Source organism: Glaciimonas soli (assembly GCF_009497155.1).
In the GTDB taxonomy this organism is placed as follows: domain Bacteria; phylum Pseudomonadota; class Gammaproteobacteria; order Burkholderiales; family Burkholderiaceae_D; genus Glaciimonas; species Glaciimonas soli.
Genome location: NZ_WINI01000008.1, coordinates 26,973 through 39,300 on the forward strand (window position 1 = coordinate 26,973; position 12,328 = coordinate 39,300).

General features: G+C 48.2%; 10 protein-coding genes and 1 pseudogene. 1 reads left to right on the forward strand and 10 read right to left on the reverse strand.

Translation table 11 applies throughout. From position 1 onward, the window contains the following. The first annotated feature begins 70 nt into the window (after positions 1–70). A complete protein-coding gene (locus GEV47_RS15565) occupies positions 71–487 on the forward strand; it encodes a hypothetical protein (protein ID WP_153235711.1) in 417 nt (138 codons plus the stop codon). A 120-nt stretch (positions 488–607) separates the two neighbouring features. Here the strand turns inward: GEV47_RS15565 and GEV47_RS15570 are convergent, their stop codons facing one another. The 10 genes and pseudogenes from GEV47_RS15570 to GEV47_RS15610 all read right to left on the reverse strand — a co-directional run bounded on the left by GEV47_RS15570 (position 608) and on the right by GEV47_RS15610 (position 12,323). Continuing rightward, positions 608–1,480: a hypothetical protein gene (locus GEV47_RS15570; protein WP_153235712.1), complete on the reverse strand. Its 873-nt coding sequence runs from the start codon at positions 1,478–1,480 to the stop codon at positions 608–610. 158 nt (positions 1,481–1,638) lie between these two features. Further along, positions 1,639–1,923 carry an HU family DNA-binding protein gene (locus GEV47_RS15575; protein ID WP_153235713.1) on the reverse strand — a complete coding sequence of 95 codons (285 nt, stop codon included), beginning with the start codon at positions 1,921–1,923 and terminating at the stop codon, positions 1,639–1,641. A gap of 237 nt (positions 1,924–2,160) precedes the next feature. Then, positions 2,161–2,436 (reverse strand): annotated as a pseudogene (locus GEV47_RS15580) (hypothetical protein); the annotation flags it as partial. Positions 2,437–2,478: 42 nt separating this feature from the next. Beyond that, positions 2,479–6,114 (reverse strand): DEAD/DEAH box helicase, encoded by a 3,636-nt coding sequence (locus GEV47_RS15585; RefSeq protein ID WP_153235714.1) that lies wholly within the window; start codon positions 6,112–6,114, stop codon positions 2,479–2,481. Between the two features lie 99 nt (positions 6,115–6,213). Continuing rightward, positions 6,214–6,351 carry a hypothetical protein gene (locus GEV47_RS19610; protein ID WP_228124745.1) on the reverse strand — a complete coding sequence of 46 codons (138 nt, stop codon included), beginning with the start codon at positions 6,349–6,351 and terminating at the stop codon, positions 6,214–6,216. A 292-nt stretch (positions 6,352–6,643) separates the two neighbouring features. Further along, positions 6,644–7,711 carry a type VI secretion system protein TssA gene (locus GEV47_RS15590; RefSeq protein ID WP_153235715.1) on the reverse strand — a complete coding sequence of 356 codons (1,068 nt, stop codon included), beginning with the start codon at positions 7,709–7,711 and terminating at the stop codon, positions 6,644–6,646. Positions 7,712–7,752: 41 nt separating this feature from the next. Next, a complete protein-coding gene (gene tssG, locus GEV47_RS15595; RefSeq protein ID WP_228124746.1) occupies positions 7,753–8,832 on the reverse strand; it encodes a type VI secretion system baseplate subunit TssG in 1,080 nt (359 codons plus the stop codon). After that, on the reverse strand, positions 8,832–10,709 hold the full coding sequence (gene tssF, locus GEV47_RS15600) for a type VI secretion system baseplate subunit TssF (protein WP_153235716.1): 1,878 nt from the start codon (positions 10,707–10,709) through the stop codon (positions 8,832–8,834). Before tssF ends, tssG begins: the two co-directional genes overlap by 1 nt. 51 nt (positions 10,710–10,760) lie before the next feature. Beyond that, positions 10,761–11,330, reverse strand: coding sequence for a type VI secretion system baseplate subunit TssE (gene tssE, locus GEV47_RS15605; protein WP_153235717.1), 570 nt, complete (start codon positions 11,328–11,330; stop codon positions 10,761–10,763). 12 nt (positions 11,331–11,342) lie between these two features. Further along, positions 11,343–12,323: a TagK domain-containing protein gene (locus tag GEV47_RS15610; protein ID WP_194270683.1), complete on the reverse strand. Its 981-nt coding sequence runs from the start codon at positions 12,321–12,323 to the stop codon at positions 11,343–11,345. Positions 12,324–12,328: the final 5 nt, after the last annotated feature.

Here is a 12,328-nt window from a genome sequence, read left to right on the forward strand (position 1 = left end):
TCACCAATTTGGTGATATTCATCGGGCATCAGGGCGGGTCGCGCTGTTGCAAGTGCTTTAAAATCATTGATTGATTATTGATTCAGCCCAACTTGAAAAGCGTAATCATAATGCTAGGCCAGATTTGGTACTCCGTACTAGTGACCGCGAATTATTGCTCGAAATCGTGTTTACGAAAAAGACTGAAGCCAAAAGGCTGGCATCGTTTGAGAATCGTAAGTTGTCTGCAATAGAAATAGACTTGTCCAGAAATCAGCTAGATACGATTGCAGATTTTGAACGTATCCTATTCACAGATAGCGAGTGCAAGCGCTGGCTGTTTAACGCTAAGAAAGCAGCAATCAGAAGTACTCTCCGTGCCAAAAATTTAGAACAAGTGGCGTTACAGAAAATCGAATACGAACAGAAGCGAATTGGAAAAGAAACATTCTATGCAACTAAAAATCAGATGTTGACCCTACACATTCGCAGCAGACGCAGGAGCTGATTCAACAAAATGACGGTGCATGCGTCAGCCACTGGTGCAGCGGTTATGCGAAAAGGACGATTACCCCTAGTAGCGCATCTTCAAGGTAGGTAGCCAATTAGCAACGATAAAATACCCCGCTTATATCAGAATGGGGACGGCGTTTTTGCTTTTGCGTCGACGTCGTTTTTTCTCTTGTGTACGCCGATCAAGGTAACAGAGATTACACCAGTGTCCTTTCACAATATCCATCGGTCTTGCTTGCCAAATGTGTCCATTACAACATTTCCACGTGAGATGTGTATGTGCATTGACATACACGGTGGATAGGCAGAGGCCATCGCGTTCAGCCGCGATGGCCTGCATACGGGCGATGCCAAGTCGCTTTTTATCGTCACGACATTGTGCGCACCAATGCTTAACGACATTCAAGGGATTGGACTCCCATTCATGTCCCTGCGCACAGCGCCAACGCAGTCGATGATAATTGTTTAGGTAAGTATCGGACAAACATAAACCGCCGCGACTAGCAGCAATTTCCTGCATGCGTTGCAACGTGCTGCGCATCTTGTCATGAGCACATGCCGCGCACCAGTGGCCTTCGCGGATCGTTTTAGATGAGGCCTGCCAGCAATGACCTTGTTCACATTCAAACGTGAGGGGAGATTCAGTATTAATATACTGTTGAGAAAGGCAGCGCCCGCCCCGTGCAAGAGCAATTTCTATAATGTCATCTAACGAACTACGGCTTCGATCCTTGGCGCATTCTCGGCACCAGGTGCCACGTTTGATATTTGATGGTGTTGCGAACCAACGATGTCCTTTCGTGCACTCCCATTCTAGTTTTGTATGAGCGATGCCGTACGCGATGGACAAGCACATACCACCGCGCTCTATGGCGATCACTTGCATCTGCTCTATGGTGGTACGAACCCATCCGGAACGTTGGACAGGTGCAGTCTGCTCAGTCTCAGGAAAATCAACTATAGACAATATGGCGGTATTTTTGAGCATCGTTTATAGAGGCGAAGTCCTTTTGTAGACAAATTTTATCTACATGCAGATCGAATGCATCGAAAAATATTCTAAACCATTGGAGTGATAGCTAGTTTAACTAGTCACAAGAGCAAAGGAAATATTTTTTGGTCCGTATCACCGACGAAGTCCACACTTTATTTATTGCGTTTGTTGACAGTATCTTTAAAGGTTTTGCCAGCAGTAAATTTGATTGTTTTAGAGGCTTTGATCTTAAGTGCTTCCCCGGTTTGAGGATTGCGCCCGGTGCGGGCAGCACGTTTTCCGGATGAGAAGGCACCAAAGCCAATTAACTGAACGCTATTGCCTTTAGTTACTACCTTGATCACATTGCTGATGACAGAATCTAACGCGCGTTTAGCGGCGGCTTTGGAAATATCCGCATCAGCGGCGATTGCATCAATCAGTTCAGTTTTGTTCATAGCGTAATTTCCTCAAAAAATGATTATTGTAAGCGGTTTTGTTTCCGTTTTGAATTCTAGTCAAACAGAGTGCTGCGAGTGGCCTTAAATGACAAGGGCAGCGCAGTTCTTGTGATGGCTTTAATGAAATGGGCACCCTCCTTCAAAACGGCATCGAAGTGCCAAAATAGCGGGAATACCCCGCTTAACTGAAAGGAGCGTCCATTCCATTAAAGCTCTTTGAACAGATGGCTAAAGTTAATGCTGCAAACCAGCCTGCAGCATGGTCATCATCTCGCTGGCCGACAGTCGTGCCGCTATATCACTGCCTTCTAATAAACTATCGGCCATATCGCGCTTGTGCTTGTGCAAGTCAACGATACTTTCTTCGATGGTGTGCCGCGTCACTAACCAATAGATAGTAATTGGCCGCAATTGCCCTATCCTATGCGCTTGATCAGAGGCCTGATCTTCAACCGCAGGATTTCACCATGGATCCATGTGAATCACATAGTCGGCGGCGGTCAGATTGATAACAGCCAATGCTTGTGTTTGCAAATTAAGTTCCGATTACTGCTATGCATCGACATATTCAGGGCCGATGAGAACGATATCTGATTTGACAGGAAGTGCTGCGGCAAGGCTATCGAAATAATGATGATTGGCCCATTGTGCATGATCACCAATGACATAAATCCGTTTTTTCGCACGCGTAACCGCCACGTTCAATAAGTTGGGCTTGGCAGCAGCGAAACTTGAAATACTTCCTGGTTTCTTGGGATCCCCTCCCAATACAATCAACACTACGTCCGCTTCCTTCCCCTGAAAAGTGTGAACCGTTCCATGCATACCCTTTTTTTGCCCACCTATTTTGCTATATAGTGCTTTATCAAGAGCCGCATTGGTATCGCGGAAAGGCGTGATGACATAGAGATTAAATTCTCCATTCGTTTTTAACCCGTATTGCTTCACAAAATCACTGATCATATTGGCAGCTAACTCTACTTGGGCAGGGACACAATTGCCCTGTGCTTCTCTTGCCGGAACGTTGATCCAGCAGCTTTCACCGAACCACATATCTCGCTCATCTTTTGCTGTTCCGTAGACCATCATGCCATCGTAAGCAATGGCATTGGAGACGGCAAACATAGTATGCAGGCAGCGTCGATGCACACGTAGCGGACTACCAACCCACTTCTGGAGATCATCAGTTCCCAGCATTGTGCCGATGGGATTTGCCATATCAGCTAACACTTGTGCCGACGAATTATTGGGATTGTAGGCGCTACGCGCTCCGCATCGCAGGCGTAATGGCTCTAAGGCCTCCGTCGGTAAGGTGACGATAGGTTCCAATTGCAACGGATCCCCTACTACTACCGCACGTCTGGCACGCCAGATAGCTCCCATTGCCTGTTGTGGTGTAGCTTGCCCTGCTTCGTCAATCAACAGCCAGCCTATACTTTCCCTCCCCCACCCTTTAAACATGCGAGGAAAAGAGGCAAATGTGGTAGACACCACCGGCACTACCAGAAATAGCGCTTCCCATAATTGCACGATACCGCCATCGACATTACCGGCAGTGATTTTGCCATCATTGAGAAAGCGTAAAGCCAGTAGCGTATTTTTTAATTTTTGCCAACTAGCGACAATGAAAGAGGCATGCAAATTCATCGCGGCACAGAATAAATCTTGTCGCGCAGTGAAATACTCTTGTCTCAACCAAGGTGAAGCCAGTTGCAATTGATCTTCGGATAATCCCTCACCACACCAGGTGGAAATCATCGTATCCGTGATATGCCAATCCTGTAACAGGAGGCGTTGCCGTTTTTCCTGTTGTAGTAATACACCCACTTTGTCTTTTGCTGTTTCGGTCAATTGACCGTGTTGTTCCCATTCCAACTGAGTATGCGCAAGGCTATCGGTTGCTGTTTGATACTGTGTTTTTGCCAATAACAGCTGAGCAGGATCAAGACGATGTTTTTCAAAAGGATCTAGTCCAGCATTCTGACAAGAGTTCGCTGCAGCCGCATATTTATGCTGTGTTTCGTCACGCTCGGCCAACAGCTTTTGACGTTGCTCCACCATGCGCTGCGCAGCTTTTAAGCCGGTACGGGTTCGTATCACGTCATCACCACACGTTTTGTAGTCTTGTTGTGCCAGTGTCAAATTTTTAGCCCACTCAGCAGACAATTTCCAGTTGAGTAACCTTCCAAATAATCCCGGCTTTCCTTGCAAATGGGAATGGAGAAGCAACTCAGATCGACGCAGATTTTCAGATACATCGTGAAGCGATTCTTCGAGCATCGCGACGGTCGACACGGCAGTATCGACCGGATCTGCCGCCAAGGCGGTTTGAATGTGTTGGAGCTGCTCTGCTGCTTTGTCGCGTTCTTGCGATACAAAATGAAGGCGAGCGAGCTTCTGATGTGCAAGTTTTGCATCTTGTAACCGCACGCACTGTTGATCCCGCTTAGCAGTTAGTTGAACCTGCTTCTGGATACAATTGATTTTAGTCGTTTGCGCAGCATTTAACTGTGTGACTATGATGTGTAATGTGGCGATAGCGTCAGCGATTTGTTGTGTATGGCGCTGTTCTTGTTCTACCCGTTGGCGCGCTTGTTCAAATGCCGTTTTCGCCTCTTGCCAAGGAAGAGCGACACCTTCTTCTGCAACGACCTCCCATAAGGTACGCAGTGGATGCGCTGGCACTGTCGACGCGGCGTTTTTCCCTACCGGCTGGCTAAAGTGTTTAAAAAAGGCCGTTCTATTGCTTTTGCTACCCAAAGCAGCTGAAAACACGCCCCATGTCGCACCATGCTTGCGTTCCTTGGCACCGAAATCAGCGGCAATTGAATCCGACAACGCAGAGAAATATTCGAGCGTCGACGATGCAGGCAATGCTTTGCGGGCAGGTAATTCCTTGGTGATGTTTTCTACTGCACCATTGTTTGCGGACGTAACAACGATACTCTTCCCACACAGCTGTGGATCAACTGCCCACACTTTTCCATGTTTCCAGCCTTCGATCTTGATTTCAGTGTGGAATGCCGATAATGGATCGTCATAGGTCGCCATGGTGGATGCGCGATCAACAATGATACTGGCCATCACATCGCGTAACAACGTGGTCTTGCCGGTACCAGGTGGCCCATTGACAGAAAAAATACCTGAGCCAGTGCCCAGTTTCTGATGAATGGTATTGACGGCAAATTGTTGTGCCAGCACTAGCGGATGTTGAGATGGCCAGCAACCTAAAGGCATCTTTCGCGGAACCACCCCTTGCGTAACCGTTTGATCGTGAGGGGCGCGGATATCCACCCTTTCATCGGGTAATTGCGCTGTCATGTAATCATTGAGCGCCGCGCCAGTGTCCCCACGCTCAATGGCATTGGCAACTAAATGGATATCTTCCACATAAAAGCTATTGAGCAGATCGGTATCGTTGGATGCATTACCAGACTGATCTACTTTGACAGAGACAGGTTTTGCCTGAATGCGCAGCGCACTGATGATTTCTGTGGGATGCCATCCGATCATTTCAAAGACCAGCGCACAAACATCGTTGATGTCCTGAAGAGTGATGGTGCGTTGGGTGTAATCAGCCGCAATTTGCTCTTGCATTTCAGCCGATAACGCATCAATCAAGGCAGGACTACCATCCTTGGCTAATACTCCACGACGAAACAATAAGTCGACGATAGCACTAGTTAATTTATCTTGCAGCGCATTCAATCCAAAGAAACCCGTAAAATCAATTTTGGTATTTTTCGGCGTATTGCTAAGTTGTCCTATTGCCCACGGCATGCTACTGATAAAAGGAACATCGACGACCATACCTCGTCTATCTAATGACATGCCAAGTGTTGCAGCAGGATTGCCTGGTCGATATTCACTTAATGCATTTGGGACGGCACCTAAGTGTGCACGAATTTCTTCGATCACTATAGGCATCGACAGTAGCGAACAGTAAGCTGTAAAACGCCAGGTATTGTTGAAATCTGTACTGCCAGTTGTTTTATTTTCGTGCGCACTGAGTAAATTGATCTTTTCCAGATCGAGCCACGGCATTTCTGTTTCGCATTTGATATCGTAAGTGATGGCATTGGTGGCGGCGTCTTTTCCGGTTTTTGGTGCGGCATTCGGACTTAAACATTCAATACCCATCCAGAAATTAGCCGCATTGAGCGCGGCGGTCGTTGCTTCTTGCTTCATTTTTATCCAGACAATTTGGAGGGATGACACAGAGATAGATCGTTTCTATCATTCTTCTATCAAAGTGATCGTATTTTGGGGTGAAATGATACCGTCTCGTTAACTAAAAAATGAAAACAACGCCCCGATCGCACTAAGTAGCGCGCCAATGGCGGCCACTATCTTGAGCCCATCATCCACGCTATTCATCCAGTTTTTAATTCTGGAGGCCCTATACGGCCCTTCAATATCAAACATAGCTCACCTTCGTTACTTATCAACAGAATGTGTGTGTAGCCCTGTGCATAACTTCCTTCAGAAGTCACTACGTCATTGATTTTGTTCACCTTTTTATCGATGATTAAAAATGAACTCTATCCACAACGACCCTCACGCCAACGTCTCATTGGCATCCACGATTTTCCCTAAAACCCTCTGCGACACATTCCACTGCTACTCCTCATAAGTAATGACAGTTACCGTTTTTTTACAATGATTTAACATTTCGATGGCTATAATTTGTGCAGAAAAACATAGTAGTCATTTAAATTTACTTCGCCTCCTGCTCCCACCGCTCCAACAACTCAAGCGGAATGCACTGCACCACCTCAGAAAACCGCTTTCCGACCATTTTTTCAGCCTGCCGCAACAACACCGACACCGGACTGCTCGGCTCAGCCTGCTCAAACCATTCACGTGCTTTGATCATCGCTTGTAACGCCATTTGACGGTCCTGGATGGAGTCGTCTTGTAGTTCGAATGAATTGGTTTGCATAGGCGAAGGTGGTAATGATGGTGGTAGATTGGCCGCTTCGACAGGTGGTGCGATGGCAGCCTGGATAACATTCAACAGTTTTTTGGGCGCTGAGATACTTGCGTTTTGCGGCTGATCTTTTCTACTGAATAAGCCTACAAGTTTTTGCACAGCACGTAAATCCGACGCGTAGTCATCTAAATAAGTAATCGACCACGTTTGTAGACGATTGAGCAAATGGGCGACCTCGCTCAATGCTGCCAAATTATTATCATGCTGACGATATAAATCATCCAACTGTTGCTGCACTGATGACGCCGACAGCGCATCCGCTGGCTTGGGCGTGGCGAAGGCGCGTTCAACATCACGCACTTGCAAACGCATCGCGCTGTTTTTGTTGATAATGATTTCGCGGATATCTGCCATTAAGCCTTCTGGGTCGGTCAACGTCGCCAGCGCATTGGCGCGTACCGTTAAATCGTACTCACCTTCAATAGTTGCTTGAGGATGAATGGCGTCTGGATATTGTTCCAGCGAAGCGACCAACAACGCCAAACCTTCACGTAAGCCTTCCGCTTGTGCAATACGGGTGCGGCAACGCATCAGTAGCACAATGATGTTGATATCACAGCTGCGCAATAACATGCGGCGGCAATCGCGTTCGATATCGCCCCAGTTTGGCGCTTCGGCAGCGCCAATGAAGTCGCCATATTGGGTATCACCTTTGGGTGCCATCTTGGCCACTAACACCACATACTCGGGATCGTATTCCAGATTCGGGCCACACGGCTCAAGCTTTGACAACGGCGCTATTACGTCAAAAATTTCGGACGTGTCTTGACTCTTCTTTTTAAAAATACTCATATTCTGTTCTCACTTTTCTGCCGCTTTTGTAATTTCTGCGGTTACTGCAAATTGTTCACGTACTGTTCCGGTTCAAATATCATCCCGGTCGTCGCCTCTACTGCGTCGCCGTTACCCAACCAGGTTGACCAACCCAGCTTCTCTTCACCACCTATGCGTGCCGGCGGTGCAGCGGCGGCCTGAACTTTCAACTCCACATCCCAGATATATTCGTAGCCCACAAATGCCCGTACCCACTCCACCAAAATCGGCAAATCCTTACCCTTAGGGGTAAAGCGTAAATACTGCGACAAATTCAATGGGCCGATGACGATTCGAAACTTGTGCTGTCGATCCGGCACCTTCTCGCCTGCCAATGCGCCCATACCCATCACTGCCGATTCAGACGCAATCCCCAAACGCGTATGCTCTTCCGGCGCGACGTCTATCCAGTGCAACATGTGCTCTTGAATATGCACCGGTACACCGAAGAACTGCGCCAGCGTGCTGGATAAGCCATCAGGATTTCTGGCTTCCCGGATCAGATGCGCGGACGCCGCCAAACGCGCATGCGTTGGTAACGGCGAGTGTTGAATATCGAGTGGATCGTTGCCAGTTAAGCGACTGACGTAACGCGTAAACCCTTCGTCATCTGCTCGATCTAAGCTGGCCGCTGACTGCGATTGCGCCCATGCCCGATACTGATGCGTCATCGAGCGGTGATGAAAGATATCTAAAAATTTGACTAACGTCGCATCACGTCGATTGTCTAAACGGTCTTTGGCAATCTCGGTAAAGTGAATCGGTAACGGTCCATTGGGCCCGAGCATACCAAGGCTAAATAGATTGATTTTAGGGCGAGCATGTGGCTCATTTTTCCCCATTTCCACTTGAGCGATTTCACGCGGTGCAAACGCCAGCGTCGGCTGTTGCCCCAGCCGAAATGGCTCTTGTCGTGGTCGTGTCGCTTTCCCTATCTGCGGTGTAGAGTCGCTATTACGCGCCGCCAGATAGCGTAGCAATGACGTAAAACTGTGTTGCCACGGCTTTTCTTCAGCGGACGTCAAGCGACAATTGACAGCAGCCTGTATATCTGCTGTGCTTTGTTCGACAACCTGCTCCGCCGGTATGCGCATCTCCATCAGACGACTCCCCTGCCGCCCATACGCACCGGCCAGCGTGTCACTAGCCCGCGTTGCATGGTGTGCAATTCCGTTTGCGTAAATACATTAATCGACACATGACGCGCCAGCCAGTGTTCCAGTATCAATCCAAACAGATACGGGCTAGCGCCAGAAAAGCCAGTTTCATCCACCGTCAATTTGCATGACACCCCACGACCATAGACTAGCGGGCCGTTGCCCGGCAACCGACGTGTTACCGGTTCGATATCGGAACCGATCAAACTTTCGACTTGACGCTGCTGCACCGTATCGTCGCTGACCACGAACAAGCGCAACAGATCGCGTAACGCTTGCCCACCCTCACGTCCGCTCATGTTCGCCAGTGGTAGATAATTAAATCCCAACTGACGAATCAAACGCCACGCATGTTCGCGTTCAGCAAACGGCGCTTGCGGCTTACTTGGCGGACGGATCAACCCTACGCTATCGACCGGGATTGATTCCGAGACCGACAAATCTGAAACGCCATTACGCGGTACCACGCCCGGCAAATCACGATTGGTCAATAACGCCTGCACCGATAGAAAGCCGAGTTCTTCGCTATACGGCGCTTCTTGCTGATCGACTAACGATAAAAAGACCTCCGTGCCAGTATATGGTGTGCGCGTGCCATATTTACGCGCTGCATCGGACGCTAGGCGACGTTCACGGCGCAATGAATAATAACGACCATAGTTGCCTTCATCCTGATTCAAGGTCTGGAACATAGCCCGAAATTCCATCAGCTTTGATTTTGAATCAACGCTTCCAGCAACCTCCGTCACAGAAAACACCTCAAAGTCCATCGGCCGTGCACCATCTGGAACCACATGAAACTCTGGCTCCTTGGTGTTGATCGCCACCCTATCGGTACGATGGGGAAACAAATTAATCACCGGCGTGCAAAACAACGCAAACTGCTGCGCATCGACATGGCTAATCAACGTGCCAGGTGGTTTCGACAACAACACCACAATTTCCACTTCCTGCGAATCAATACGCTTTAAGCCGGCAGCTAATTGGGTCAATGCAAAAAAATAGAACCGGCTTGGGCAAGCGAAATATTCATGCAATAAATTATTGCCATGAAAGGTATTCCACGCTAACGGCAGCAGCCCCTCGCCAGGTTCCAACCCTTCATGCACCAACGCATCCTTGGTCACCACATGCGGCTTGGACATGTCTCCCGGGGTCGTGACAAACGTCGCCACCGCCGAGGTATGCAGCAGTTCAAACAAATGCGACGCGATGGTTTCATCACCGCACAAATAAATCGGTAATCTATCCAAGCCCTGCAAAGCTGAGAAATTCATTTCGCCATTGATCCGCAGCTTCAAACGTAATGCGCCTTGCACTTGTATATGGGCAGGAATATAGCGATCCATGCGCACAATATCAGGTGGTGCGGCAGTCAATTTAGCCTCGACGATCTCTATCGGCCACAACGTTACGTCTTGCGAGCTACGGAACTCACAGGCGGTTGTCTCACCCTGTGGCACCTTAGCTTTAAACGCTGTCTGACGTGGCACTTTAAAGCCTTTAGTGAAATCGCCCTGGGTTGCACTAGGGTGTAATTTGGCCACCGCCATCGACGGAGTCGGACTGACATAATTCGGATATATCACCTCCAGCAAGCGCTGTGTAAAACGTGGGAACTCGGCATCAAGCTTGATTTGCGTCCGCGCCGACATAAAGGAGAATGCTTCGATCAAGCGTTCTACATACGGATCGGCGACTTCTATCCCATGCATGCCCAGGCGTTTGGCGATTTTTGGGTGTTGATCAGCAAATTCACCGGCCATCTCGCGCATGTAGATGAGTTCCCGATTGTAGTATTCGAGTAGATGTGGATCCATTAACTGCTTTCAAATAATTATTCTGTGAACGTCAACTGTTCGTAATGAGCATCATCGCGCCGACGATGAAACAATCGACATCCGATTCGTCTCTAAATCCACCGAGCTTTGCACCATGAATTCCATCGGATACGGGTCCATCTGAATCTGACCGCGAATTTCAAATAGCAAAACGTTGTAGTGATTAGTGCCATCGTTTTTAAGTAAAGGGGTCACTAGCAATGTTCCTGGCACCAAGCGTGGCTCAAAATTTGTGATGGCACGGCGTATCATCAACTCGATTTTCTCCCATTTATGGGTTGATAAATAACTGCCTGCCAATGCTGGCACACCAAAATTAATGGTTGAGGCTGCCGCTTCTGGGAAGGCGTCACGATCAATTAAATCTTCGATGTTCGTGGTATTGAGCAAGTACGCCAGATCACGTTGAATGATTTCGCACAGCTGCTTCCGTGATACCGTGTACTCACCCGACGCTTCGGTTTTACGCTGGGGTGCATCATCACGCAAACGATCAAACAGCGTGGGTAATAAATGGGCGTGGGGACGGGCTTTCGGTTTCGTTTGGTGATTGGTCTTGTTATCGTTGGACGTCAATTTATTGCTGCTAATGCGTTGCATGGGGAGCCTCTGTTATTTTTTATTGGCGTCGTTAGTGTCGTCTGCAATTTCTGGAAATGCACGTTCTAACGAAAAATGACTATCTGGACTCATGGCGTGGTGCTCACGCCGCGTTAATTCTGGTGGTCGTGTGCGACTATTGTTGTGATTGAGATCCCAGGTATACCTCTGCATCGCATCATGCTTGCTGAGGGCTAATTCACCCGCAAACTCTTTTGCTGGCGCAAATTTGTCCAGGTAATAATTTGCGCCATCCACCGGGCCAGACAGAATATCTGATAACGTATCTTGCTCACGCAGCGAGGCGGCACGCTGTTCTGGTGTGAGTAGTTTTGTTTCCAGCATGGTCAGTTGCATGCTAGCGACTTGTTGCCCATGCAACGCTGCTGGATCGACGATGGCTTTAATGTAGTTTTTACCTAGTTGTGCCAATGAATTTTGTTTCACTTCTGACGCACGATACCTCTCATTGTTGAGCGCATAGTCTGGCAAAGTGATAGTCGGGACTATGTCATAGGGATTATTTTTCTCATCACCCTGTTTCCAGTAATCCTTGTCAGCCAAATCAGTGAGCGCGAATGGTTTTTTCTCAGCGTGACCCACTACATGTGCATCGTCATGCAATGTGCTGTTCATATCTGTGCTCGTGACTGGCTGGTGTTGTTCTTGTGCTGCCAATACTTGCAGTCGTAGCATACCGATTTCAATACAATCGCCAACATGTAACAAAGCTGACTCTCCTATTGCCAACAGCAGATCATTGATCGTGCAATTAAAGCCATCGTACCCGTGTTGCAATGCCCAGGCGGCATCTTCCGCTTGCCAGCTCAACGTGCATTGCACAAGATCCAACCAGGCATATTCTGCAGTCGGTAATCCAGCCTTTAATTTGATCGTGCTCAGTTGAGCATCCTCAGAAAACGTGATGACTTTTTGCTGAGTGCTTTGTACCCCATGTTGATGCAGTACACATAAAGATAGATTTGGCTTCATCGTAT

Bases quoted from the DNA above. Each gene is read 5' to 3' on its own strand.
- GEV47_RS19610 (WP_228124745.1), bottom strand. From the start codon at position 6,351: ATGTTTGATATTGAAGGGCCGTATAGGGCCTCCAGAATTAAAAACTGG.
- tssE (WP_153235717.1), bottom strand. From the start codon at position 11,330: ATGCAACGCATTAGCAGCAATAAATTGACGTCCAACGATAACAAGACC.
- GEV47_RS15575 (WP_153235713.1), bottom strand. From the start codon at position 1,923: ATGAACAAAACTGAACTGATTGATGCAATCGCCGCTGATGCGGATATT.
- GEV47_RS15585 (WP_153235714.1), bottom strand. From the start codon at position 6,114: ATGAAGCAAGAAGCAACGACCGCCGCGCTCAATGCGGCTAATTTCTGG.
- tssG (WP_228124746.1), bottom strand. From the start codon at position 8,832: ATGGAGATGCGCATACCGGCGGAGCAGGTTGTCGAACAAAGCACAGCA.
- tssF (WP_153235716.1), bottom strand. From the start codon at position 10,709: ATGGATCCACATCTACTCGAATACTACAATCGGGAACTCATCTACATG.
- GEV47_RS15610 (WP_194270683.1), bottom strand. From the start codon at position 12,323: ATGAAGCCAAATCTATCTTTATGTGTACTGCATCAACATGGGGTACAA.
- GEV47_RS15570 (WP_153235712.1), bottom strand. From the start codon at position 1,480: ATGCTCAAAAATACCGCCATATTGTCTATAGTTGATTTTCCTGAGACT.
- GEV47_RS15590 (WP_153235715.1), bottom strand. From the start codon at position 7,711: ATGAGTATTTTTAAAAAGAAGAGTCAAGACACGTCCGAAATTTTTGAC.